Raw genomic sequence first — 24,914 nt, 5'->3', positions numbered from 1 at the left:
TTACGGTTTCTTCAAATGCGAGACAAAATGACAGGGGCGGGTACGCGAATCGAGTTGGTGCTGGATAATGCGCTCCCAGGCAAGTTGGCAGGCCCCGGTCGACCCGGGAACGGCAAAAATTAGCGTGCCGTTGGCGATACCGGCCAGCGCGCGCGATTGCAGGGTTGAGGTGGCAATATCCTCCCAGGAAATCATACGGAACAGTTCGCCGAATCCTTCAACCTCACGATCGAACAATGGACTGATCGCTTCCGGGGTAGAGTTTTTATCATTGAATCCGGTGCCGCCGTTGATCAACACCACCTGCACATCCCGGCTGGCAATCCAGCTGGACACCACGGCGCGGATTCGGTAGCGGTTATCTGCAACAATGGCACGATCGAGCACCTGATGCCCCGCCTCGATCAATGCCTCATGCAGATAGCTGCCGGAACTGTCGCTGTCGGCATCGTGACGATCGGAGACGGTCAGCAACGCCACGTTCAGAGGGATAAAATCCGAGCTACTTTTGCCCATTATCGAGTCCTTAGCTTAACCGCCAATAAATGAGAGATTCTGTGTGATACCGGTATTGCCCTGATGCAAAAAATGCGTCTGTTTTTTCGTCGCAAGGCTGGCAGCAATGCGCGCCTGTAGCTCATACTGCTGGCCGTCATGCACTAGCAGATCTCTTAGCGGCACGCCGCCATCGCCGAACAGACAAAGATGCAGGTTGCCCGTGGCCGAGACGCGCAGACGATTACAGCTGGCACAGAACTCTTTCTCGTAAGGCATAATCAGGCCAATTTCCCCCTGATAGTCTTCATGCCTGAACACCTGAGCCGGGCCATCGCTGCGCGCACGCTCCTGCAAAACCCAGCCCTGCTGAATCAGTTGGTCACGGATAACAGTGCCAGAGATATGGTGTTGGCGAAACAGCGCGCCGCCGTCACCGGTTTCCATCAGCTCAATAAAGCGCAGTTGGATCGGCCGGGCACGGATCCAGGCAAGAAAGGTATCAAGGCTTTGATGATTAACGTCACGCATCAACACGGTATTCACCTTGACCTTGCTGAAGCCAGCGTCAAAGGCCGCATCAATGCCACGCATCACCAGATCGAATTTATCCTGTCCGGTGATAGCGTGAAACTGACGGGCATCCAGGCTGTCGATACTGACGTTTAGCGCGGTCAGTCCGGCGGCACGCCAGCGCGCCACCTCGCGTTGCAGGCGATAACCGTTAGTGGTCAACGCCAGCTGGCGAATGGCGGTATTTTCACGCACCGCCGCAATAATTTCGGTAAAGTCGCGGCGCATTGACGGTTCACCACCGGTCAGACGCACCTTTTCCGTTCCCGCTGCGGCGAATGCACGGGTGACGCGCCGGATTTCATCCAGCGTCAGAAAACTTTTATTTTGTGTACCCTGGGGCTGATAGCCGTCAGGCAGACAATAGGTGCAACGAAAGTTACACACGTCGGTGATCGACAGACGCAGATAATAGAACCTGCGCGCGAAGTTATCAGTAAATTGTGACACCAGTGACACCTTTCCAAAACGGGAGATGCAGGCATTTCTTTCTGCACCCTGGCAACTCAATGGTTGCGGCCATGACACCATATCCTTCAGGACACAGGTATCAGAGCTTTAGTGTGATCTGCCGACATCGGCAAACCGTGGTAACGGGAATGTTAACGCTAAAGATTTGCTGTTACCAGTACAGAGTTTCGCTATGCATTTTAATATATAGCGAATTTTCGCGGCACTTTCCCCGCCAGATAGCGTAAAATGTATCGCGATAATCTGCTGATAACCTCATGGACAAAATAATGCGCAATCGCACTTTAGCTGACCTCGATCGTGTGGTGGCTTTGGGGGGAGGACACGGACTGGGCCGCGTGATGTCCTCCCTTTCACCTCTGGGTTCACGCCTGACCGGCATTGTGACCACCACGGATAACGGCGGCTCCACCGGGCGCATCCGCCGCTCCGAAGGGGGAATTGCCTGGGGAGACATGCGCAACTGTCTTAATCAGTTAATTGCTGAACCCAGCATAGCATCAGCAATGTTCGAATACCGATTCAGCGGTAATGGCGAACTGGCAGGGCATAATCTTGGCAATCTGATGTTGAAGGCACTCGATCATCTCAGCGTCCGGCCGTTAGAAGCGATTAATTTGATCCGCAATCTGCTCAAGGTTGACGCATTTCTCATCCCGATGTCCGAACAACCGGTGGATCTGGTGGCGCGCGATCTGGACGGGCAGCTGATCTATGGAGAAACGGAAATTGACCTGATGGAGCGCCCGCCAGAGGAGCTGATGCTCTCCCCTTCGGTGTCTGCCACGCGTGAAGCGGTAGAAGCAATTGGTCAAGCGGATCTGATACTGATCGGCCCGGGCAGTTTTTACACCAGCCTGATGCCGGTTTTACTGCTGCCGGAAATGGCACAGGCACTGCGCCGCACCCCGGCGAAAATGGTATTTATCGGTAATCTGGGTAAAGAGCTGAGTCCTGCGGCCGCCAGACTGACCACTGCTGACAAGCTGGAAATAATGGAAAAGGTGATAGGAAAGCAGGTTATTGATGCGCTGGTGCTAGGCCCCTGCGCCGATCATACCCGGCTAGAGCAACGTCTGGTGATCCAGCAACCGCTGGAAGCAGGAGATGTGCCCTATCGCCATGACCGTCAACTGCTGCGTCTGGCGCTGGAGCACGCAATACAATCGCTGGGCTGATAAGTTCTGGCAGCACGGCATAAACCATCTCGTGCTGCCATCAGGTCCGTCATGATGCCGCGATAAACAGTTCACGCACCTGATGCAGCTGGTCACGAACCTGCGCCGCTTCTTCAAACTCCAGATTCTGTGCGTGCTGCTGCATCTGAGCTTCAAGCTGGTGAATACGCTTTTGCAGCCCCTGTGGAGAGAGATCGACATAAGCCGGATCGTCTTCCACAATGCTGCGCCCCTTCATGTTACGCGGTTTGGCCTTGTTCTTCGCCAGCCCCTGGCCCAGCTCAAGAATATCGGAGATTTTCTTGTTCAGGCCCTGTGGCACAATGCCGTGTTCTTCATTGTGCAGCTGCTGCTTCTCACGGCGACGCTCGGTTTCACCGATCGCGCGCGCCATTGAGGGGGTAATCTTGTCGCCATAAAGGATAGCCTTACCGTTCAGGTTACGCGCCGCACGACCAATGGTCTGGATCAGTGAACGTTCAGAACGCAAGAAGCCCTCTTTATCCGCATCAAGGATCGCCACCAGCGAGACCTCGGGCATATCCAGGCCCTCACGCAGCAGGTTAATGCCCACCAGCACGTCAAACTTGCCGAGACGCAGATCGCGAATGATTTCCACGCGCTCTACGGTATCAATATCCGAGTGCAGATAGCGCACCCTTTCACCGTGCTCCGTGAGATATTCGGTTAAATCTTCCGCCATGCGTTTGGTCAGTACCGTGACCAGCACGCGCTCGTTAATCGCCACACGCTGTCGGATTTCAGAGAGCAGATCGTCCACCTGAGTGCCAACCGGGCGCACCTCAACAATCGGATCGAGCAGACCGGTAGGACGCACTACCTGATCGATTACTTCGCCGCCTGATTTTTCCAGTTCGTAATTACCCGGCGTGGCGGAAACGTAGATAGTCTGTGGCGCCAGCGACTCAAACTCTTCAAATTTCATCGGGCGATTATCCAGCGCCGACGGCAGGCGGAAACCGTATTCCACCAGCGTCTCTTTGCGCGCCCGGTCGCCACGGTACATGCCGCCAATCTGTGGAATGGTGACGTGGGACTCGTCAATCACCAGCAGACCGTCGGCCGGCAGATAGTCAAACAGCGTGGGCGGCGCTTCTCCCGGCCCGCGCCCGGAAAGATAGCGCGAGTAGTTTTCGATCCCGGAGCAGTAGCCCAGCTCGTTCATCATTTCGAGATCGAACTGGGTGCGCTGGCTCAGGCGTTGCTCTTCCAACAGCTTATTGTTCTCCAGCAGCACCTTTTTCCTTTCAGCCAGCTCATCTTTAATCTCTTCCATCGCCTGTAGGATGCGCTCACGCGGGGTGACATAGTGAGTCTTGGGATAGATGGTGTAACGCGGGATCACCGACTCAATCTGGCCGGTAAGCGGGTCAAAAATGGACAGCCGCTCCACTTCTTCGTCGAACAGCTCGACGCGTAGCGCATAGTCATCGGACTCTGCCGGAAAGATATCAATCACCTCACCGCGCACGCGGAATGTCCCGCGTTGAAAGGCCTGATCGTTGCGCGCATATTGGAGTTCCGCCAGGCGGCGCAAAATGGCGCGCTGATCTATCACCATACCGCGCGTCAGGTGCAGCATCATTTTCAGATAGAGATCGGGGTCACCGAGGCCGTAGATAGCGGAAACGGATGCTACCACCACCACGTCACGCCGCTCCAGCAGCGCTTTAGTCGCCGACAAACGCATCTGCTCTATGTGTTCATTCACCGACGCATCTTTTTCAATAAAGGTATCAGAACTGGGAACATAGGCTTCGGGCTGGTAGTAATCGTAGTAAGAGACGAAATACTCCACCGCGTTATCTGGAAAAAACTCTTTCATTTCGCCGTACAACTGCGCCGCCAGCGTTTTGTTCGGTGCCAGCACCATCGTAGGGCGATTCAGATCGGCAATTACGTTAGCAACGGTAAAGGTTTTTCCCGACCCGGTTACGCCGAGCAGGGTCTGATGTGCCAGGCCATCTTCAAGCCCCTCTTCCAGGCGACGGATAGCCTCCGGCTGATCGCCGGCGGGTTTAAATTCGGAATTGAGTTTGAAAACTTTGCTCATTAACAGGCTACCTGATGAAGAAGGATACGAACCGGATCTTATTTTACTCGTCATTGACGATTTTGCCAGCAAAAAACACTGGATATAATCACAGCTTTATTTCATGATGCCACATTCGACAGCAATGATGTTCTTTTGCCGCACTTTACGTCTCTCGGTACGCAGGATATGCAAAAAGGTTATCCCCAGAGAGTTTGAGATTTTAACATTTGTCAATAGCACTGACACAAAAGCCACTGCCAATGGATTCAATGTGATATGGCTTATTGATTTTAATTAACTAATTGATTTTTAATCACTCTTAATGAAAGTCGAGTTTCGCAGCAACCCGCCGCCAGGCCGCGTCCGCTCTCGCATTGCGCAGGTTTTCACACCCTAATGCACAAGGTTATCCACAGGAATAGTGGATAACTGTTTTCAACGCTTGAGGCGTCTGATGTGTATAAAGAGTCCCCACGTACGGTTAAGACGGTTAAATATTTTTTTTGTCTTTTTTTTTTACGTATCAGGTACGCATTACCGGCGAGAAGATAGGCATTTTCATCCGGTGGTGGCGCATTTTTGTTGTCGTAGCGGCGTAAACAATGTCAATGGTATTTTATATCGCATTTGCACCACGAGGGATAAGAGAAAAGCACAGATTCGGTGCAAAGGGCTATTTACCCACCTGAATAGTTTAGCATCTCTCACTAATCACCCGCGAAACCAGCCGTTCTGCTGCAAGCTTCACCTCCATTCAAATCTGGCCCGTTAATTGCATTTATTAATCGTTAGATATTTGCCCGGTGCCACATGCTTTTACAACACCTTAGCAACAAAGCATAAAGCAGCAGGGGTTCTTAACGGAACGCCGGACTGTTTGCCATACGACAAAGAGCGTAAGCAAAACAGCTGCGATCTAAAACTTTCTGGAGGAGAGTGTCAGATGCTCAGTTTACGCTCAGTCAATCAGTTTTACGGACAAAACCACATTTTGTGGGACGTCGATTTGCAACTCGAACCCGGCACCTGCACCGGTATTATTGGGCAGCAGGGCATGGGGAAAACCACGCTGGTGAACTGCATCATGGGACATCTGCCGATCAACAGCGGCTCCATGACCTGGCAGGGCACCAGCGGCCCGCCACAGGATCTGCTGTTACAACCGGTGGAAACGCGTGCCGCACTCGGCATAGGTTACGTACCGCAGCGGCGACACATTTTCACTCAGATGAGCGTTGAGGAGAATTTGCAGATCGCCCTGTTGGCCGGAGCCGGTATCACACGCCATCGGGCCATCCCAAACATGGTTTTTGACCTGTTTCCGGGGCTCTGGTCACTGCGCCATCAGCGCAGCGGCGAACTGCCTATCGACCAGCAGCAGCAGCTGGCGCTGGCGCGTGCGCTGGTATTGCAGCCGAGTCTGCTGATCCTGGATGAACCTACGGAAGGTATGTCATCCTGGCTGGAAGAAAAGATGGGGGATCTGATCCACTGTCTGAATCATGATTTCGGTATGACCATCCTGCTGCTGGAACAGCGACTGTCGTTTATCCGCCGCGTTGCTGACTATTTTCTGTTGCTGCATCGCGGGCGTAATGTGGCTCACGGTAAAGTGGCGCTGCTCGATGACAGCGTGGTCAATACGTGGTTGGCGGTATGATACAGCGGCTATGCGCACCGCGTCGCCGACAGGAACCGTCTCGCTCCTGTCGGCTGAAGAGCACTATGGTAAGGTCATGTACTGCCCGATATCGTCGCGATCCGGCCACGTCAGATGGGGGATCTCACCAAGACACGGGGCTGGAATACGCGCATGGAGCGTAGCCAGATATTCGTGGTGCCGTCTGCCAGCAGGCTGGATCCCGTTAGCTATCCAGCCTGCCAGCGGCAGGCCGCTGGAGAGCACCGCCTGTGCGGTCAGCAGCGCATGGTTAATACATCCCAGTTTCACCCCTACCACCAGGATCACCGGCAGCTGCTGTTGTACCACCCAGTCAGCGAAGGTGAAACTGGCGGAAAGCGGCGTAAACCATCCTCCTGCTCCTTCGGTCAACACCCAGTCAGCCTGCCCCGCGACGGCCTCCAGTCCGGCAGAAAGCTGGCAGGCGGTAATCGGCCGCTGCTCCTCGGCACTGATAATATGCGGTGATGTCGGCTCGGCAAAGGCCAGCGGATTGACCATCTCGTACGGCAAGCGCACGCTGCTGTACTTCTGTAATGCCAGCGCATCCTCATTACGCAATCCTTGCGCGGTGACCTCACAGCCAGAAGCCACCGGCTTATAGCCTGCACAGCGGTAACCTGCCGCCTTTGCCGCTTGCAGTAACGCACAGCTGGCGACGGTTTTCCCCACTTCCGTATCGGTTCCGGTGACAAACCAACGTTTACTCACACTCAATCACTCCTGATACCAGTTGATAACTTAACAGGCAGCCGCGCGCATCGCGCCGCCATACCTGCTCCAGCAGCTGCACATCGCGCCGACTCATCATGCTATGTGAACGCCCCTGATGCAGATGGGTTGCGCCGATCCCTTTCAGAGAACGCAGCGCGCTGAGCACGTCAGGGAATGCCTGTGTCAGCGTATAGCTTGCCAGCGTCATACCGTCTGCCGCCTGGTCAATCACCGGCAGGCTGGCAAAATGGTTGAGCGGTGCGCTGCGCCCGAGGTGCTGCCAGGCCGCACTGACTTCGTGCAGCGATCCCTCCGTCAGGGTGGAAAACAGCACCTGCCCACCCGGCCTGGTGACGCGCCGCAGTTCACGCAGCGCCTGCGGCAGGTCGCTGCACCACTGGACGGCCAGATTGCTCCAGCAGCGGTCAAAACTGGCGTCGGCGAAGGGCAGCGCTTCGATGTCACCGATCTGATAGCAATCCGCCACCTGATTATCTCGCGCCTGCTGCAACATTTTTTCTGACAGATCGAGCGCGGTAACCCGATGACCATCCGATCGCCAGCGCTGGCTGAACCAGCCGGTGCCACAGCCAGCGTCAAGCACCCGTAGCGCGTCGCCGGGGCGAGCATAGGCCAGCAGCCGCTCGCCACACTGGCGCTGCAACTCGGCATGCTGATTGTAGCTGCCGGCGGCACGGCCAAAAGCTGCCGCTATCGCCTGTTTATTCACCGTCTGTTGCATACAGCGCCTCCAGTAAGCGGTCAATATCACTCTCCCGGTGGGCTGCGCTTAGCGTAATACGCAAGCGCGACGTGCCGGGCGGCACGGTTGGTGGCCGGATGGCACTCACCCAGCACCCGCTCACCCGCAGCCGCTGGGCCAGCCTTAGCGCCTTCGGCTCATCACCAACGATAAGTGGCTGAATAGCGCTGTCAGACAACGCCAGCTGCCAGCGCAGCCCGCGCGCGCCCTGACGAAAGCGGGTGATATTCGCCTCCAGCTGCTGACGCAACTCGTCGCCGTTTTGAATGCAGCCTAAGGCGGCCTGAATGGCACAGGCCTGTGCGGGCGGCATGGCGGTGCTGTAAATCAGGTGACGGGCAAACTGCAACAGATATTCCGCCGTATCGTCACTGCACAGCAGCGCCGCGCCGCTGACGCCAAACGCTTTACCAAAGGTGACAATCAGCAGTTCAGGCTGTACGCCCTGCTGCCAGCAGCTGCCGCGCCCCTGCTCGCCACAAACGCCCACGCCGTGCGCATCATCCACCAGCAGCCAGCCATCGTTCGTCTGAGCAAGCTGGTGAAGCGACTTTAGCGGAGCTCGATCGCCGTCCATGCTGAACACCCCTTCCGTCACCACCAGCGTTTCTCCGTCGCCTTCCGCTGCCAGCAGTCTTGCCAGCGCAGACGGCTGGTTATGGCTGAAGCGGCGCAGCGTGGCCGGACTCAGGCTGGCGGCCTCCAGTAGCGATGCGTGGCACAGCTTATCAGCGAAGATACGGTCATTTTTTGCCATCATCGCCGCGATAACCGCCTGATTGGCGGCAAACCCGGAGATAAACAGCAGCGCCCGCCGGTAGCCAAGCCAGCTGGCCAGCCGCTGTTCCAGCTCCTCCTGTGGGGCACGGTAACCCGTCACATGCGCCGATCCTCCGGCACCCACGCCATAGCGCTCCGCCCCCTGCTGCCAGGCGCTGATAATGCGCCTGTCGTGGCTAAGCCCCAGGTAATCGTTAGCGGAAAAATTGAGGTAATCACGCCCTGCCACGCTCAACGTGCGGGCATCTGCCTGCTGGGTGGCGTGACGCTGGCGATACTGTCCGTTCAGGCGGCGCCTGGCGAGCGCCTGTTCAATACGCTGTGACCAGGCCATTACAGCGCCGCGTTGTAAAACTGTTCAGTATCGGCACTGAGTAGCTGAGCGGCCAGCGCCTGCTGCTGCGCGTTATCCCCGGATTGCGTGGTGCCGTGCTGTGGATTAAGCCCCAGCTTACGGAACAGCAGCAGGTCTTTATCCTCTTCCGGATTGGGGGTGGTCAGCAGTTTGCAGCCGTAAAAAATGGAGTTGGCCCCGGCCATAAAGCACATCGCCTGGGTCTGCTCGCTCATCTGCTCTCGTCCGGCGGAAAGCCGCACGTGGGATTTCGGCATCATAATGCGTGCTACTGCGATGGTGCGCACAAAGTCAAACGGGTCGACGTCGTCATTATCGGCCATCGGCGTGCCTTTCACCTTGACCAGCATATTAATCGGTACGCTCTCCGGCGGCTCCGGCAGGTTTGCCAGCTGCACCAGCAGCCCGGCGCGGTCCTGCACCGTCTCGCCCAGTCCGACAATACCGCCGGAACAGACTTTGATTCCCGCCTCACGCACCTCACCCAGCGTATCAAGACGCTCCTGATAGCTGCGCGTGGTGATGATGCTGCCGTAAAACTCCGGCGAGGTATCGAGGTTGTGGTTGTAGTAATCCAGTCCGGCATGTGCCAGCCGCTGCGCCTGCTGCTGACTGAGCGAACCCAGCGTCATGCAGGTTTCCATCCCCATCGCCTTCACCCCCTGCACCATTTTTTCCAGATACGGCATATCGCGCTCGTGAGGATTTTTCCATGCGGCCCCCATGCAAAAACGGCCCGATCCGGCGGCTTTAGCCTTACGCGCCGAACTGAGCACCTCTTCCACCTCCATCAGGCGCTCCGATTCCAGCCCGGTTTTATAACGGGCGCTTTGCGGGCAGTATTTACAGTCTTCCGGACAGGCCCCGGTTTTGATCGACAGCAACGTGCTGACCTGCACCTGGCGCGGGTCAAAATGCTGACGGTGTATCTGCTGGGCTTCGAACATCAGTTCGAGAAAAGGCTTTTCAAACAGCGCCTGCGCCTGTGAAAGAGTCCAACGTGTTGCCATTGCTTGCTCCAAAAAATCTGTCAATTGTCTGTACGGCCTGGTTATACTTGTAAACTAATTTTTTTATTTTTGGTTTACAAGTGATTTTATGACCCCGGACGATCTTGCCTTTGACCGTGACCATATTTGGCACCCCTATACCTCGATGAGCGCACCACTGCCCTGCTACCCGATGGTTTCCGCTCAGGGAACCTCGCTCCAGCTGGCTGATGGCCGCCAGCTGGTGGACGGCATGTCTTCCTGGTGGGCCGCCATCCACGGTTACAACCATCCGCGCCTTAATCAGGCGTTGCAGAACCAGTTAACGCAGATGTCGCATGTGATGTTTGGCGGGATTACCCATCCGGCGGCGGTGGCGCTGTGCCGCAAGCTGGTGGCGATGACGCCTGCTCCGCTGGAGTGTGTGTTCCTTGCTGATTCGGGTTCCGTTGCGGTGGAAGTGGCGATGAAAATGGCGCTGCAATACTGGCAGGCGCGCGGTGAAAAACGGCAGCGTTTTCTCACGCTGCGTCACGGCTATCATGGCGATACTTTTGCCGCGATGTCGGTGTGCGACCCGCAAAACTCGATGCACAGCCTGTATCAGGGCTATCTGCCCGAACATCTGTTCGCGCCTGCCCCAGGCTGCCGCTTTGATGACGAATGGCAGGAAAGTGACGCTGACGCCATTGAGCAGCTGATAAGCCAACATCACCGCTCACTGACGGCGGTGATCCTTGAACCGATCGTGCAGGGCGCGGGCGGGATGCGCTTTTACCATCCGCGCTATCTGCAACGGGTACGCGCACTCTGCGACCGCTATCAGCTGCTGCTGATAGCCGATGAGATAGCCACCGGGTTTGGTCGCACCGGCAGGTTGTTTGCCTGTGAGCACGCGGCCATCAGCCCCGATATTCTCTGCGTAGGCAAGGCGCTGACCGGCGGCACCATGACGCTCTCTGCCACCTTAACCACCCGCCATGTCGCCGACACCATCAGCAACGGCACGGCGGGCTGCTTTATGCATGGCCCAACGTTTATGGGTAATCCGCTGGCCTGCGCCGTCGCCAGCGAGAGTCTGGCACTGCTCCAGGAGAACCGCTGGCAGGGACAGGTGACGGCGATTGAAAAACAGCTACGCGCGGCGCTGCTGCCGTTGCGTGCGCAGCCGGGAGTCGCGGATGTTCGCGTGCTGGGGGCTATCGGCGTGGTGGAAGCGCAGCGACCTGTGGCGCAGGCGGCGATGCAGCAGTTCTTCGTCGAACACGGGGTATGGATCCGGCCATTTGGCAGGCTGATTTACCTGATGCCGCCGTATGTCATTACGCCGCAGGCGTTGCGGCAGTTAACCGATGCCGTTAGCGCGGCTATCGCCCACCCCGAGTTGTTCAGTTAGCGCCCATGCTACCAGGCAGCGGCTGGCATGATGCACTACGCTTTTAGCTGGTTTACCGTAGTCAATACGTCCCGGAGGGGAATATGCCACAAGATAAACAGACTAATCGCCGGCTACTGCTGGATTCGCGCCCACACGGCTCACCCACTGCCGCCAATTTCCGCTTTGAGTCACAGCGAGTGCCTGAACCCGCAGACGGCCAGGTACTGCTGCGCACCGTCTGGCTGTCGCTCGATCCCTATATGCGCGGACGCATGAGCGATGCCCCTTCTTATGTCCCGCCGGTGGCGCTGAACGAGGTGATGTGCGGCGGCACGGTGGCGGTGGTTGAGCAATCTGAACATCCCGATTTTTGCGTTGGCGACTGGGTTGTCAGCGGCAGCGGCTGGCAGGATTTCGCTCTGTCGGACGGGCGCGATCTGATTAAACTTAGCGGCCCGGTGCTTGAGCATCCGTCATGGGCGCTGGGCATGCTGGGCATGCCGGGATTTACCGCCTATATGGGACTGCTGGATATCGGCAATCCGCAGCCGGGTGAGACGGTGGTAGTGGCTGCCGCCACGGGAGCAGTGGGTTCGCTGGTGGGGCAGATCGCCAAACTGAAGGGCTGCCATGTGGTGGGTATTGCCGGAGGCACGGAGAAGTGTCGTTATGCCGAACAACAGCTGGGCTTTGATCGCTGCCTCGATCACCGCGATGATAATCTGGCAGAGCAGCTAAGCCGCCACTGCGCCGACGGCATTGATGTTTATTTTGAAAGCGTTGGCGGTAAGGTATTTAACAGCGTACTGCCGCTGATGAATACCAAAGGGCGTATTCCGGTGTGCGGTCTGATCGCCGACTACAACAGTACCGGCGTCACTGATGGCCCCGATCGCCTGCCGCTGCTGCAAAGCGCCATTTTGCGTAAACGTCTGCGCATTCAGGGCTTTATTATCAACCAAGATTACGGCCAGCGCTTTGACGAGTTTTTCCGCCAAATGAGCCGGTGGGTCGCCGAAGATCGCCTGGTTTTCCGCGAAGATATTATCGACGGGCTGGAGAATGCGCCAGAAGCGTTAATCGGTATGCTGGAAGGGAAAAATTTCGGCAAAATGGTGGTACGCGTGGCACAAGACAAGCCGGCGTTAAAACGTTAATGTGTTGCTTCAACAAGGAATAATCACAACCGGAGTCAAAATGAAACTCACCAGTCAGGATTTTAATGACGGCGATAAACTGCCGCAACGCCAGGTGTTCAATGGGATGGGCCAGCAGGGCGATAATCTCTCACCTCATCTCGCCTGGGACGATGTACCGCCAGGCACGAAAAGTTTTGTTGTCACCTGCTACGATCCCGATGCCCCCACCGGTTCCGGCTGGTGGCACTGGGTGGTCGCCAACCTGCCTGCCGACACGCGCAGGCTTGAGCAGGGCGCGGGGTCAGGCAAAGCGGAACTGCCGACGGGTAGCCTACAGACGCGTACCGACTTCGGCAGCGCCGGCTACGGCGGCGCGGCACCGCCAAAAGGGGAAAGCCATCGCTATATCTTCACCGTTCATGCGCTGGATATTGACAGCCTGGACGTTGATGAGCACGCCAGCGGTGCGCTGGTGGGCTTTAATGTGCATTTCCATGTGCTGGCCAGCGCGTCCATTAACGCGATGTACAACTGACCGTCACATTTGACCCGCTTATGAAGGCGGTTTATCTGCTCCGCCCTCATAGCACCAGCAGGCTGGCAAAGCGGGTTGATTACCCCAGCTTGTTAATCACCACCCACATTGGCCCCTGACCGACGGCGTAACGCGCCAGCGGATGCAATAAACCGCGATCGGCGCTGATTTTGTACACTTCAATATGATGGGATTTCTGCCCCGCCGCCACCAGATACTGACCGCTGTGGTCAATACTGAAACCGCGTGGCTGCGTCTCGGTCGGCTGATAACCCTCAACTTTCAGGCTGCTGCCCTCGGCGCTGATGCTAAAGATAGTGATATTGCTGGCGGTACGATCGCAGCTGTAAAGATGTTGCCCGTCCGGGGTGATATGAATATCGGCCGCCCAGCGTGTCTCGCTGAATCCTTCCGGCAGCGCATCCACCGACTGCACTTTTTTCACTTCATCACCGCTGATATCCCAGACGTCAACGCTGCTGTCCAGCTCATTGACGCTGTAGGCGTAGCGCTGATTCGGATGAAACGCCATATGACGCGGGCCTGCACCCGTACTGGTTTTCACTTCAGCCTGTGAGCATGGCGTCAGCTTGCCCTGATTGTCCAGGTTAAACAGCGCGATACGATCCTGCTTCAGCGCGGGAACAAACAGCGTCTGATTGCCTGGATTGATATTGGCCGAATGACAGCCGTCCAAGCCTTTCACCACCTGTAGCGGCTCGCCCGGTAATCCATTTTCGCCAATCGGACTGACGCTAACGCAGGCATCATTATAGGAACCGACGAAGATAAAACGCCCGTGACGATCGGTAGAAATATGTGTCGGGCTGCCCGGTAACGGTGCATGTCCTGCTTCTTTCAGTTTACCTTCAGCGTCAATCTGGTACGCCACCACGCGAAAGTCCGGGCGGGCGCCGACATAGAGAAAGGCTTTATCCGGGCTGACCACCATCGGCTGCACCTGGCCCGGTGCATCCACCACCTGCAACAGCGTCAGTGCGCCCTCATCATTCAGCTGCCAGACGTGGATCTGCTGGCTCTCTGGGCTGGCGGTATAAACAACTTGTTTCATGAATGCTCCTTGTTCTGAACAGAAAATCAGAAGAGTGGCGAATTCCCGCCACTATCGTCGAACGATTGCACCACCCGTTTTGTCACAGGCGTCACAAGGTGTACACTTATTGACTCTTTTGCGTCACGGAAACTGTTATGAGCTATCGTATCATCGCCCTCGATCTGGACGGCACGCTGTTAACCCCTGACAAAACCATTCTGCCCCAGTCACTGGACGCGCTGAAGAAAGCGCAGCAGGCAGGGATTAAAATCCTTATCGTGACCGGTCGTCATCATGTTGCTATCCATCCTTTTTATCAGGCACTGGCGCTGGATACACCTGCAATTTGCTGTAATGGCACTTATTCGTATGATTATCAGACAAAAACGGTGTTGGAATCCGATCCGCTACCGCTGGCGCAAACGCTGCGGGTAGCAGAGATGCTCGACGAAGCGGGCATTAACGGCCTGCTGTATGTCGATAATGCGATGCTCTACCAAACCGAGATGGGCCATGTTACCCGCACCCTTAACCGGGCACAGTCCCTGCCACAGGCACAGCGCCCGACGTTTTTGCAGGTCGACAGCCTGGCAGACGCGGCACGTGATGCGCAATCCATCTGGAAATTTGCCCTCGCCCACGCAGATACCGACGCGTTACGGCAGTTTGCCTCACGCGTGGAGACAGAAATGGGGCTGGCCTGTGAATGGTCCTGGCACGATCAGGTTGATATTGCCAAAGCCGGTAACAGCAAAGGCAAACGCCTGGCCCAGTGGGTGGCGGCTAACGGTTACCAGATGAGCGAAGTGATCGCTTTTGGCGATAACTATAACGATCTCAGCATGCTGGAGACCGTGGGTCTCGGCGTGGCAATGGGTAATGCGGACCAGGCGATCAAGGACAGGGCGCATCGCGTTATCGGTAGCAACCTGGAACCCGGCATCGCCGAAACGATTTACCAAGAGGTTCTTTAGCCTTTGCCACCTGACGCCCCTGCGCGGTGAGTCAGGTGGTAATCGATACGCTTTTGATCTGGGCAAACAGCCACATATTTGGCCTGATCATCAGCTCATCACGCGCCCAGGGGGTAATACGCGCCCACAGCTCGCTTTGCCCCACCAGCAGTTTCACTTCAACCTGATTGTCAATTTCCAGCAGTTCATCGACTCGCGCCGGGATCACATTACGGATGCTGCTGCTAACCGGCAACTTCAACACCAGCGAAACGTCTGCCGACTGAATGCGAATGCGTAGCGGCGTATTCGGCGGTGCCTGCACGCGGTTGACCCAGATATGCTGGTCGCCCAGTGACAGCGCGGTCATTTCGTAATAGGGATGCTGTTTCAGCACCTGTACACGTAAAATACTGCTGCGGTCGCTGCCTGCTAACCACGGGCGCATCGCGCTGCTGGCCCAGACTTTCTCCAGCGGGCCAAACGCCTTTACCGTGCCCTGATCAAGCACCATCACGTTATCGGCCAGGTGCAGCAGCTCATCCAGACTATGACTGACATAGAGGATCGGTGTTTTTACCTGACGCGCCAGCGTTTGTAGCCAGGCTAACAGCTCGCGCTTGCGGGGCAGATCGAGCGAGGCCAGCGGCTCATCCATCAGCAACACCTCCGGCGCGGTGAGCAGCGCACGACCTATCGCCACGCGCTGTTTTTCGCCGCCGGATAACGTCCACGGGAAACGATCCAGCAGCGCGTCAATCCCCAGCATCTGCACCACGTCAGCAAACTGCGCACGCATTGATGTCGCCATGCCATAGTGCAGATTGCCGCGCACCCGATAGTGCGGGAACAGGCGTGCGTCCTGAAAGACATAGCCAATACGTCGTTTCTCCGCAGGCAGCCACGTACCGCTGGCGGTATCGCTTAGCGCTCGCCCGTTTAACGTAATGCTACCCTGCTGCGGCACGCTAAGCCCGGCAATGGCGTTAATCAGTGAGGTTTTACCGGCACCGGAAACGCCAAAGATGGCAGTGACTCCGCTAGCGGGCAGCGAGGCCTTGATCGTCAGGCGATGGTCGCCCTGTTGTTGAGTGAAATCGAGTTCCAGCATTAGAGCCCCAGCCGCTTACAACCCCAACGGGTCAGCCATTCGGAAACGAGTAGCGAAGCCAGCGCCAGCACGATGGCCATCACACAAAGGCGTGCCGCCGCGCCCTCCGCGCCGGGAGTTTCAATCAGCGTATACATGGCGGAAGGCAAGGTGCGGGTCTCGCCCGGAATATTGGAGACAAAAGTGATAGTGGCGCCGAACTCACCCAGTGAACGGGCAAACGCCAGCACCGTTCCGGCGATAATCCCCGGCAACGTCAGCGGCAGCGTAATGGTGAAAAATACCCGCCAGCGCCCGGCTCCCAGGGTACGCGCCGCCTGCTCCAGTTTGCTGTCCACCGCTTCCAGCGCCAGGCGGATAGCACGTACCATCAGCGGAAAGGCGATCACCGCTGAGGCTAATGCCGCACCGCGCCAGCTAAAGGCAAAGGTAAAGCCGAACCAGTCATAAAGATATTCGCCAATGACCCCGCGTCGCCCGAATCCGAGCAGCAGCAGATAGCCGATCGCCACCGGCGGCAGCACCAGCGGCAGATGGACAACGCTGTCGAGCAGGGTTTTACCGCGAAACTGACAGCGCACGAGGATCCAAGCCATCAGGATCCCCAGCGGCAGACTACAGGCCACCGCCACAAAGGAGACTTTCAGGCTTAACATCACCGCCTGCCATTCGGGGTCACTGAGGATCATTTCTGCGTGGCAAATCCATATTGTTTGAAAATCACCGCAGCCTGCGGCCCTTTCAGATACTGATAGAAAGCACTCGCGCTGGCATTGTTATGACCTTTGACCAGTGCCAGCGGATACTCCACCGGTTTGTGGCTGTCCGGCGGGAATACGCCAACCACCGTGACCTTTTTACTCGCCACCGCATCGGAACCATATACGATGCCATACGGGGTTTCATCGCGCTCCACCAGCGCCAGCGCGGCACGCACGCTGTTACTGCGTGCCATTTGCGGCGAAAGTTGCTGCCATGCACCGAGTTTTTCCAGCGCTTCTTTAGCATAAATGCCCGCTGGAACATGATCGGGATCGCCGACCGCGAGACGCTGACCTTTCAGCAGGCTGTTCCAGTCGGTGCTTTTACTGATACTGACCGGCTGCGGATGAGCCTCCGTTGGCGCTATCAGCACCAAATCGTTACCCAACAACGTGACGCGGCTGCGGGTGTCGATGGCGTCCTTACCGGCAGCATAATCCATCCACTGCTGGTCGGCAGAGATAAAGATATCTGCCGGAGCGCCCTGCTCTATCTGGCGGGCCAGCGTTGAAGAGGAGGCAAACGAAGAGACAATCTTCACCGCTTTCCCCTGCTCGTACTGGCTGGCGATATCCTGTAAGGCATTGGTCAAAGAAGCAGCGGCAAACACCGTCACATTTTCTGACGCCAGCGCATGGCCGCCCATACTCAGACTGATACCGGTAGCAGCCAGCCAGTGGCTCCATTTCGCAGACATGTTTATTCTCCAGTGAGGCTCGTTGTATAAACTATACTATAACGATGTATCAAAGAGCCGTTACCGTTAATATCGGCAGCGGTGAGAAAAAAGTTAACGGCAGCAGAAAAAACAACGCCCGGTATAGCCGGGCGTAGAAAATAGGGGGTGAGATTTAGCGGGCAGAAGGGCTTTTCTTTGCCGACTGGTCGTCACGATGACCAAATTTGGAAATAACGTTGAATACCTCACCCAATCCCCAGATCAGGCCAAGAATAATCGCCATCACGACCGGCACCATCAAAATGGCTATCGCAAGGCCTTTCAGTAACTCCAGCATGGAAACCTCATCTTGCTGAACAAAAGTTTATTGTAACGCCAGTGTCTCACAATGCACTGACCTTTTGTGCCTTCTCAAGCAATTATTTCACCCCCTCCCACTGCCGCCAGCTGTTACAATTAACCTTTGCTTAATTTATCCCCGGAGCGCTTATGCAGGCTGAAATTGCCCTGATCCTGAAACTACAGCAGCGGCTGTTTGCCGATCCGCGCCGCATCGAACTGCTGCGTCAGGTGAAAGAGAGCGGCTCCATCAGCCGGGGAGCCAAATTGGCGGGCATCAGCTATAAAAGTGCCTGGGATGCCGTCAGTGAGATGAATCAGCTGGCCGATCGAACGCTGGTAGAACGCGCTACCGGCGGCAAAGGCGGCGGCGGTGCCGTTGTCACCCCCTTTGGTGAGCGCCTGATCCAGCTGTACGAGCTGCTTGAGCAAATCCAGCAAAGGGCCTTTGACGTTTTGCAGGATGACGACCAACCCGGCACCCTGTTAGCGGCCATCGCCCGCCTTTCATTGCAAACCAGCGCACGCAATCAGCTGTCCGGCACTCTGATCGAGCGCAATTTTCAGCCGGTACAGCAACAGGTCACCGTCCTGTTGGCTGACCGCATCACGCAAATTCGGGTTGCCCTGACCGAACAAAGTGCCGACCGGCTGCAGCTGGAGTCAGGTAAAGAGGTGCTGGTGCTGATCAAAGCCCCGTGGGTTAACGTCACCCGTGGCGCAGTGCAGGCGGATAACCAGCTGCCCGGCATCATCAGTCAAATTGACCGGGGGGAAACGCACAGTGAAGTGCTGATTGCCGTCGGGGGAGGAACAACGCTGTGCGCCACGGTAGAGAATCAGCTTATTGCCCGAGAGGATCTCCAGCAGGGAACCGCCGTTACAGCATTTTTTAATGCCGATCGCGTTATCATCGCTACGCTGCTCTGAGTCCGTCCCTGCTATTTGACAGCGGATGGCGCGAAGCCCTTAATGACTTTGCGATACCTATAAGGGAATGAATGATGTCAATGTTGCATATCACGCAGGGTGTCTTTCACCCGAGCGATACCCGCACGCTTAATCTCAATGAACTGATGGTTCAGTCTGGCGAGAGCTGGGCTTTTGTTGGCGCGAATGGCAGCGGTAAATCCTCGCTGGCGCGCGCCCTGTCTGGCGAACTGCCGCCCGTGGCGGGCAGCCTCGTCAACCGGTTTCAGCGCCCGTGGCGTCTCTCCCTGGAGCAGTTACAACAACGGGTTGAGGATGAGTGGCAGCGTAACAATACCGATATGCTTAGCGCTGACGAGGACGATACGGGTTTTATCGTCAGTGAAGTGATTCAGGAAGAAGTCAAAGACCCGTCACGCTGTCAGCAGCTGGCCGCGCTGTTCGGCATCGGGCACCTGTTGACGCGCCGCTTTAAGTATCTTTCGACCGGGGAGACCCGTAAAACCCTGCTATGCCAGGCACTTATGGTGCAGCCCGACCTGTTGATCCTTGATGAGCCCTTCGACGGGCTGGATGTCGCCTCACGCACCGCTCTCGCCGAGGTTTTGCACAGTCTGCAACATCAGGGGATCACGCTGGTGCTGGTGCTGAACCGCTTTGATGATATTCCCGCTTTTATCGATCGGGTTGGCGTCCTGGCTGAGTGTCATCTTTCCCAGTGCGGTGAACGCCAGGCTATTCTTGCCGAAGCCCTGGTGGCGCAATTGGCACACGGTGAATCACTGGCCAGCATGGCGCTACCAGAAGCCGACGATATCAACGCCATGCCGGCATTGGCAGAAGATGCCCCGCTGATTGTCCTGCGCAATGGCTTGGTGTCTTACGACGATCGGCCCATCTTGCATCAGCTTAGCTGGCAGGTGGATCGCGGCCAACACTGGCAGATTGTCGGCCCCAACGGCGCTGGAAAATCCACCCTGCTCAGCCTGATAACCGGCGATCATCCCCAGGGGTACAGTAACGATTTAACCCTGTTCGGCCGTCGTCGCGGCAGCGGAGAAACCATCTGGGATATCAAGCAACATATTGGCTATGTCAGCAGCAGCCTGCACCTTGATTACCGCGTCAGCAGCAGCGTACGTAACGTGGTGATATCCGGCTATTTCGATTCGATTGGGCTTTACCAGGCAGTATCAGACCGCCAGCGGATGCTGGCCAGCCAGTGGCTGAAACTGCTTGGCATCAGTGGCGCGATGGCCGATTCCCCGTTCCATGACCTGTCATGGGGACAACAGCGTCTGGTTCTTATTGCCCGTGCGCTGGTGAAACACCCGGCGCTGCTGATCCTCGATGAACCGTTACAGGGGCTGGACCCGTTAAACCGCCTGTTGGTACGCCGCTTTATTGATGTGCTGATCGGCGAAAGCCGTACCCAGCTGCTCTTTGTCTCCCACCATGCGGAGGATGCGCCGCGCTGTATCACCCATCGATTAAGTTTTATCCCTGACGGGGAAGCATACCGCTATTTGCAGCAGAGCCTGTAAGCCAGCCACAGAACAAACGCCCTGCCGCCTGGTAGCGCGATAAGGTCCTTATCGCGCTGTGTAATCGTTTCCAATAAATATTTCTCTCTTGCCAGAGAGCTTGCTGAAATTCCTCACCATAGTGGACGGCCAGGATTTTTTACCTTGTGTAAGCGATTCCATTTAATCAGACTCGATCACGCTTTTAACCCTTAAAATATGCTATTTTTTCTCTGTCGTTCATAAAGCATAAAAAAAATATCAGGACATATCATGCAGACATTCAACCCGGCCGATCACCCTCATCGCCGCTATAACCCGTTGTCCGATCAGTGGATTCTGGTTTCCCCTCATCGGGCCAAACGCCCCTGGCAGGGTGCGCAGGAGACGCCTGCACTGGAAAAGCTGCCTGCCCATGACGCCGATTGCTTTCTTTGTCCGGGAAATACGCGGGTCACCGGGGATAAAAACCCCGATTACACCAGCACTTATGTCTTCACCAACGACTTTGCCGCGCTGATGACCGACACGCCCGATGCCCCGCATAGCGACGATCTGCTCATGCGCTGCGAAAGCGCACGTGGCACCAGCAGAGTGATCTGTTTTTCGCCCGATCACAGTAAAACGCTGCCGGAGCTGGCGCTGGATGGGCTCATTGAGGTGATAAAAACCTGGCAACAGCAGACCGCCGATTTAGGTCAGCATTACCCCTGGGTACAGGTGTTTGAGAATAAAGGCGCGGCAATGGGCTGCTCCAACCCCCATCCGCACGGTCAGGTCTGGGCAAACAGCTTCTTGCCGAACGAGGCACAGCGTGAAGACGATCTGCAACGCGCTTATTACGCGAAGAACGGCACGCCGATGTTGGTTGATTATACGACGCGCGAACTGCAAGACGGCAGCCGTACGGTGGTCGAAACCGAACACTGGCTGGCAGTCGTCCCGTGGTGGGCGGCATGGCCTTTTGAAACGCTGCTGCTGCCAAAAGCGCACGTTAAGCGCCTGACCGACCTGAGTGAAGGGCAGCGCGACGATCTGGCTCTGGCATTGAAAAAGCTCACCAGTCGTTATGACAATCTGTTTCAGTGCTCTTTCCCCTATTCAATGGGCTGGCACGGCGCGCCCTTTAATGACGATACCCACGCTCACTGGCAGCTACACGCCCATTTCTATCCGCCGCTACTGCGCTCGGCGACGGTGCGTAAATTTATGGTCGGCTATGAAATGCTGGCTGAAACCCAACGTGATTTAACCGCAGAGCAGGCAGCAGAACGGCTGCGCGGCGTCAGCGATATTCATTTCCGTGAGGCGGGAACGCAAGCATGAGTTTACAGACCACCACCCAGCAAATCTTCAGCTACGCATTCGGCTATGCCCCGACCCATATCGTTCAGGCCCCGGGCCGCGTCAACCTAATCGGTGAACATACCGATTATAACGATGGTTTCGTGCTGCCCTGCGCCATCGATTATCAGACGGTTATTGCCTGTGCGAAACGCAGTGACCGCCAGGTGCGGGCGATCGCCGCTGACTACGATAACCAGCAGGATATATTCTCGCTGGATGAACCCATCGAGCGCCATCCGCAGCAGCTGTGGTCAAACTATGTGCGCGGCGTGGTGAAATATTTGCAACAGCGCACGGATGACTTTAGCGGCATGGATATGGTTATCAGCGGTAATGTGCCGCAAGGGGCAGGATTAAGTTCGTCGGCTTCGCTGGAAGTGGCGGTGGGTAGCGTGTTCCGACAGCTCTATCAGCTGCCGCTCGACGGAGCCGATATTGCCCTCAACGGCCAGCAGGCTGAAAATCAGTTCGTTGGCTGTAACTGCGGCATTATGGATCAGATGATTTCGGCTATGGGTGAGAAAGACAGCGCGATGCTGCTCGATTGCCGCACCCTCGACACGCGGGCGGTGCCGATGCCAGCCAATATTGCGGTGGTGATCATCAACACCAACTTCAAACGCAACCTGGTGGGCAGCGAATACAATACGCGCCGCCAGCAGTGTGAAGCCGGGGCGCATTTCTTTGGTAAATCATCACTGCGTGACGTTGAGCTGGCGGAATTTGCCGCGCGTGAAAATGAGCTAGACCCACTGGTTGCTAAACGCGTGCGTCACGTCCTGACGGAAAACGCCCGCACGCTGGAGGCTGCCGACGTGCTGGCGCGCGGCGATCTGTCGCGTCTGGCGGTACTAATGGCTGAATCACACGCGTCAATGCGTGATGACTTCGAAATCACCGTACCGGCGGTGGATATGCTGGTGGATATTGTCAAAACCAGCCTCGGAGAACGTGGCGGTGTGCGCATGACCGGCGGCGGCTTTGGCGGCTGTGTTGTTGCCCTGATGCCGCGTGATCAGGTCGCCAGCGTCAAGGCCGCCGTCGAGCAACAGTATCAGGCGACATCCGGTCTCAAAGAGACTTTTTATGTTTGTACGGCATCAGCAGGAGCCGGTCTATGCTAACCCCTGACTCATCTGTCACTGAAGGGCCAGACTGGCACCTCACCACCTTGCGCAACCGCAACGGCATGGTCGCCACCTTTATGGATCGGGGAGCGACATGGCTCTCGGCTCGTGTGCCAATGGGAGATGGCAGCGTACGCGAAGCGCTGTTGGGCTGTGCTTCGCCAGCAGACTATGCACACCAGTCGGCTTATCTCGGCGCAACCGTGGGACGCTATGCCAACCGCATTGCCAACGCACAGCTGAACAGCAACGGCACCATCATCCCGCTACTGGCCAACCAGGGCAAACATCAGCTTCACGGCGGCGCTGACGGCTTTCACCTGCGCCGCTGGAAGATTGTCAACCAGAGCGATAACCAGGTTGAGTATCATCTCGAATCAGCAGATGGCGATCAGGGATTCCCCGGCACGCTGCGGGTGTCGCTGCGCTACCGTCTTGATGACGATAATTCACTGTCGATTATTTATCATGCCGTGGTGGATAAACCCTGTCCGGTTAGTCTGACTAATCACGCCTATTTCAATCTGGATGGCATACAGGGTGATGCTCGCCAGCATCGTCTGATGATCGATGCAGATCGGTATCTGCCCGTTGACAGCGAAGGGATCCCGGACGCCGCCTTAACCGCCGTAGACGGCACCAGCTTCGATTTTCGCCGGGCAAAAAAAGTGGCACGGGATTTTTTGCAGGACGACGACCAGCGTAAAGTGCAGGGATTCGATCACGCATTCTTGTTAAACACCGATGGCGCTTTAGCTGCCGCTACCCTTTGGTCTGCCGATAGCAAATTAAAACTTGATGTGTTTACACGCGCACCGGCTTTACAGCTGTATACCGGTAACCACCTGGCAGGGACCCCGGCACGCGACGGAGGGGTTTACAGCGCTTATCAGGGCATTGCACTGGAGAGCGAATTCTTGCCCGATTCGCCTAACCATCCAGAATGGCCGCAGCCTGACTGCTGGCTACAGCCGGGTGAATCGTATCAGTCAGTGACGCGCTATAAGCTGACGGCGCTTGATTAAGCGCATGAAAAACACGCATCGCCCACGTTACGGGCTTACGTGTAGCAAAGAATTCAGCTATGGTAATGCACATTGAAAATTGTCAGGCGCAATGCCCTGGCAACTGACCGATTACTTTTATCATAGAAACGTAGATTTATTAAGGAGTTAAGCTATGGCTGTAACTAAGCTGGTTCTGGTACGTCACGGCGAAAGCCAGTGGAACAACGAAAACCGTTTCACCGGTTGGTACGACGTTGATTTGTCAGACAAAGGCCGCACCGAGGCAAAAGCCGCCGGTCAGCTGCTGAAGAAAGAAGGGTTTACCTTCGATTTCGCTTACACTTCTGTGCTGAAACGTGCCATCCATACTCTCTGGAACATTCTGGATGAAGTAGACCAGGTGTGGCTGCCGGTAGAGAAATCATGGCGTCTTAACGAGCGTCACTACGGCGCGTTGCAAGGTCTGGATAAAGCTGAAACCGCTAACAAATATGGCGATGAGCAGGTTAAGCAGTGGCGTCGCGGCTTCGCCGTGACCCCACCGGAGCTGGATCGTGCCGACGAACGTTTCCCTGGTCATGACCCGCGTTATGCATCACTGACCGCTGAACAGTTGCCAACCACCGAAAGTCTGGCTCTGACCATTGAACGCGTGCTGCCTTACTGGAATGAGTCTATTCTGCCACGCATGAAAAGCGGTGAGAAAGTGATCATTGCTGCACACGGTAACTCCCTGCGTGCGCTGGTGAAATACCTGGACAACATGAGCGAAGAAGAGATCCTTGAACTGAACATTCCTACCGGCGTGCCGCTGGTTTATGAGTTCGACGAGAACTTCAAGCCAATCAAACACTACTACCTGGGCGATGCTGATGAAATCGCTGCTAAGGCGGCTGCCGTGGCAAACCAGGGTAAAGCGAAGTAAAAGATAGATGCCGCACTCTGGAATATTACCTGTTAATTTTCAGAGTGCGG

24 protein-coding genes and 1 riboswitch are annotated in these 24,914 nt (G+C 56.3%); of the genes, 12 read left to right on the top strand and 12 right to left on the bottom strand.

The annotated features are described in order from the left end of the window. The gene (moaB, locus tag EPIR_RS06330; protein WP_023654491.1) at positions 1-516 is read right to left on the bottom strand and encodes a molybdenum cofactor biosynthesis protein B; all 516 of its coding nucleotides are present in this window, start codon (positions 514-516) and stop codon (positions 1-3) included. Between the two features lie 15 nt (positions 517-531). Continuing rightward, entirely contained in the window at positions 532-1,521 is a 990-nt protein-coding gene (gene moaA, locus EPIR_RS06325) for a GTP 3',8-cyclase MoaA (protein ID WP_167337184.1), read from the bottom strand. Next, positions 1,509-1,644, bottom strand: a riboswitch (molybdenum cofactor riboswitch). (Overlaps the previous gene by 13 nt.) Before the next feature lie 164 nt (positions 1,645-1,808). Here moaA and EPIR_RS06320 point away from each other — a divergent pair. Then, positions 1,809-2,717, top strand: coding sequence for a gluconeogenesis factor YvcK family protein (locus EPIR_RS06320; protein ID WP_048697047.1), 909 nt, complete (start codon positions 1,809-1,811; stop codon positions 2,715-2,717). Positions 2,718-2,766: 49 nt separating this feature from the next. Here the strand turns inward: EPIR_RS06320 and uvrB are convergent, their stop codons facing one another. Then, entirely contained in the window at positions 2,767-4,791 is a 2,025-nt protein-coding gene (uvrB, locus tag EPIR_RS06315) for an excinuclease ABC subunit UvrB (RefSeq protein ID WP_023654488.1), read from the bottom strand. Between the two features lie 925 nt (positions 4,792-5,716). On the opposite strand from uvrB, the gene EPIR_RS06310 reads away from it, so the two are divergent. Then, complete coding sequence (locus tag EPIR_RS06310; RefSeq protein ID WP_023654486.1) at positions 5,717-6,433, top strand: ABC transporter ATP-binding protein; 717 nt, start codon at positions 5,717-5,719, stop codon at positions 6,431-6,433. Positions 6,434-6,496: 63 nt separating this feature from the next. Here the strand turns inward: EPIR_RS06310 and bioD are convergent, their stop codons facing one another. From bioD to bioB, 4 genes are read right to left on the bottom strand one after another with little or no spacing between them, the layout of a single operon-like run. Continuing rightward, on the bottom strand, positions 6,497-7,165 hold the full coding sequence (gene bioD, locus EPIR_RS06305; RefSeq protein WP_023654485.1) for a dethiobiotin synthase: 669 nt from the start codon (positions 7,163-7,165) through the stop codon (positions 6,497-6,499). Then, a complete protein-coding gene (bioC, locus tag EPIR_RS06300; protein WP_023654484.1) occupies positions 7,158-7,910 on the bottom strand; it encodes a malonyl-ACP O-methyltransferase BioC in 753 nt (250 codons plus the stop codon). The genes bioD and bioC overlap by 8 nt, the downstream gene beginning before the upstream one ends. Beyond that, a complete protein-coding gene (bioF, locus tag EPIR_RS06295; protein WP_023654483.1) occupies positions 7,891-9,045 on the bottom strand; it encodes an 8-amino-7-oxononanoate synthase in 1,155 nt (384 codons plus the stop codon). The genes bioC and bioF overlap by 20 nt, the downstream gene beginning before the upstream one ends. After that, positions 9,045-10,076 carry a biotin synthase BioB gene (gene bioB / locus EPIR_RS06290; protein WP_023654482.1) on the bottom strand — a complete coding sequence of 344 codons (1,032 nt, stop codon included), beginning with the start codon at positions 10,074-10,076 and terminating at the stop codon, positions 9,045-9,047. Before bioB ends, bioF begins: the two co-directional genes overlap by 1 nt. Before the next feature lie 88 nt (positions 10,077-10,164). On the opposite strand from bioB, the gene bioA reads away from it, so the two are divergent. The 3 genes from bioA (at position 10,165) to EPIR_RS06275 (ending at position 13,107) form a co-directional block, all read left to right on the top strand. Next, on the top strand, positions 10,165-11,451 hold the full coding sequence (bioA, locus tag EPIR_RS06285) for an adenosylmethionine--8-amino-7-oxononanoate transaminase (RefSeq protein ID WP_023654481.1): 1,287 nt from the start codon (positions 10,165-10,167) through the stop codon (positions 11,449-11,451). 83 nt (positions 11,452-11,534) lie between these two features. Continuing rightward, the gene (locus tag EPIR_RS06280; RefSeq protein WP_023654480.1) at positions 11,535-12,590 is read left to right on the top strand and encodes an NADP-dependent oxidoreductase; all 1,056 of its coding nucleotides are present in this window, start codon (positions 11,535-11,537) and stop codon (positions 12,588-12,590) included. Positions 12,591-12,630: 40 nt separating this feature from the next. Next, positions 12,631-13,107, top strand: a complete 477-nt coding sequence (locus EPIR_RS06275) for a kinase inhibitor (protein ID WP_023654479.1) — start codon at positions 12,631-12,633, stop codon at positions 13,105-13,107. A gap of 79 nt (positions 13,108-13,186) precedes the next feature. Here the strand turns inward: EPIR_RS06275 and pgl are convergent, their stop codons facing one another. Next, complete coding sequence (pgl, locus tag EPIR_RS06270; RefSeq protein WP_023654478.1) at positions 13,187-14,179, bottom strand: 6-phosphogluconolactonase; 993 nt, start codon at positions 14,177-14,179, stop codon at positions 13,187-13,189. A 137-nt stretch (positions 14,180-14,316) separates the two neighbouring features. Between pgl and EPIR_RS06265 the strand changes: the two genes are divergently transcribed. After that, positions 14,317-15,135, top strand: a complete 819-nt coding sequence (locus EPIR_RS06265; RefSeq protein WP_023654477.1) for a pyridoxal phosphatase — start codon at positions 14,317-14,319, stop codon at positions 15,133-15,135. A gap of 31 nt (positions 15,136-15,166) precedes the next feature. Here the strand turns inward: EPIR_RS06265 and modC are convergent, their stop codons facing one another. From modC to EPIR_RS18135, 4 genes are all read right to left on the bottom strand, one after another. Then, positions 15,167-16,225, bottom strand: coding sequence for a molybdenum ABC transporter ATP-binding protein ModC (modC, locus tag EPIR_RS06260; RefSeq protein ID WP_023654476.1), 1,059 nt, complete (start codon positions 16,223-16,225; stop codon positions 15,167-15,169). Beyond that, positions 16,225-16,914: a molybdate ABC transporter permease subunit gene (modB, locus tag EPIR_RS06255; protein WP_023654475.1), complete on the bottom strand. Its 690-nt coding sequence runs from the start codon at positions 16,912-16,914 to the stop codon at positions 16,225-16,227. Before modB ends, modC begins: the two co-directional genes overlap by 1 nt. Next, complete coding sequence (gene modA, locus EPIR_RS06250; protein ID WP_023654474.1) at positions 16,911-17,684, bottom strand: molybdate ABC transporter substrate-binding protein; 774 nt, start codon at positions 17,682-17,684, stop codon at positions 16,911-16,913. The genes modB and modA overlap by 4 nt, the downstream gene beginning before the upstream one ends. Positions 17,685-17,838: 154 nt before the next feature. Further along, the gene (locus tag EPIR_RS18135; protein WP_023654473.1) at positions 17,839-18,003 is read right to left on the bottom strand and encodes an AcrZ family multidrug efflux pump-associated protein; all 165 of its coding nucleotides are present in this window, start codon (positions 18,001-18,003) and stop codon (positions 17,839-17,841) included. Positions 18,004-18,155: 152 nt separating this feature from the next. Here EPIR_RS18135 and modE point away from each other — a divergent pair, with 152 nt between their 5' ends. The 6 genes from modE to gpmA all read left to right on the top strand — a co-directional run bounded on the left by modE (position 18,156) and on the right by gpmA (position 24,864). Then, positions 18,156-18,935, top strand: a complete 780-nt coding sequence (modE, locus tag EPIR_RS06240; protein WP_023654472.1) for a molybdenum-dependent transcriptional regulator — start codon at positions 18,156-18,158, stop codon at positions 18,933-18,935. Positions 18,936-19,009: 74 nt separating this feature from the next. Continuing rightward, positions 19,010-20,479: a molybdate ABC transporter ATP-binding protein ModF gene (modF, locus tag EPIR_RS06235; RefSeq protein ID WP_048697044.1), complete on the top strand. Its 1,470-nt coding sequence runs from the start codon at positions 19,010-19,012 to the stop codon at positions 20,477-20,479. A gap of 252 nt (positions 20,480-20,731) precedes the next feature. Then, positions 20,732-21,784: a galactose-1-phosphate uridylyltransferase gene (gene galT, locus EPIR_RS06230; RefSeq protein ID WP_023654470.1), complete on the top strand. Its 1,053-nt coding sequence runs from the start codon at positions 20,732-20,734 to the stop codon at positions 21,782-21,784. Then, positions 21,781-22,929, top strand: a complete 1,149-nt coding sequence (galK, locus tag EPIR_RS06225; protein WP_023654469.1) for a galactokinase — start codon at positions 21,781-21,783, stop codon at positions 22,927-22,929. The genes galT and galK overlap by 4 nt, the downstream gene beginning before the upstream one ends. Then, positions 22,923-23,957: a galactose-1-epimerase gene (galM, locus tag EPIR_RS06220; protein WP_023654468.1), complete on the top strand. Its 1,035-nt coding sequence runs from the start codon at positions 22,923-22,925 to the stop codon at positions 23,955-23,957. Before galK ends, galM begins: the two co-directional genes overlap by 7 nt. 154 nt (positions 23,958-24,111) lie before the next feature. After that, positions 24,112-24,864, top strand: coding sequence for a 2,3-diphosphoglycerate-dependent phosphoglycerate mutase (gpmA, locus tag EPIR_RS06215; RefSeq protein WP_023654467.1), 753 nt, complete (start codon positions 24,112-24,114; stop codon positions 24,862-24,864). Positions 24,865-24,914: the final 50 nt, after the last annotated feature.

The organism is Erwinia piriflorinigrans CFBP 5888, from assembly GCF_001050515.1.
Lineage (GTDB): Bacteria > Pseudomonadota > Gammaproteobacteria > Enterobacterales > Enterobacteriaceae > Erwinia > Erwinia piriflorinigrans.
This window is presented reverse-complemented; position numbering and strand designations above follow the sequence as displayed.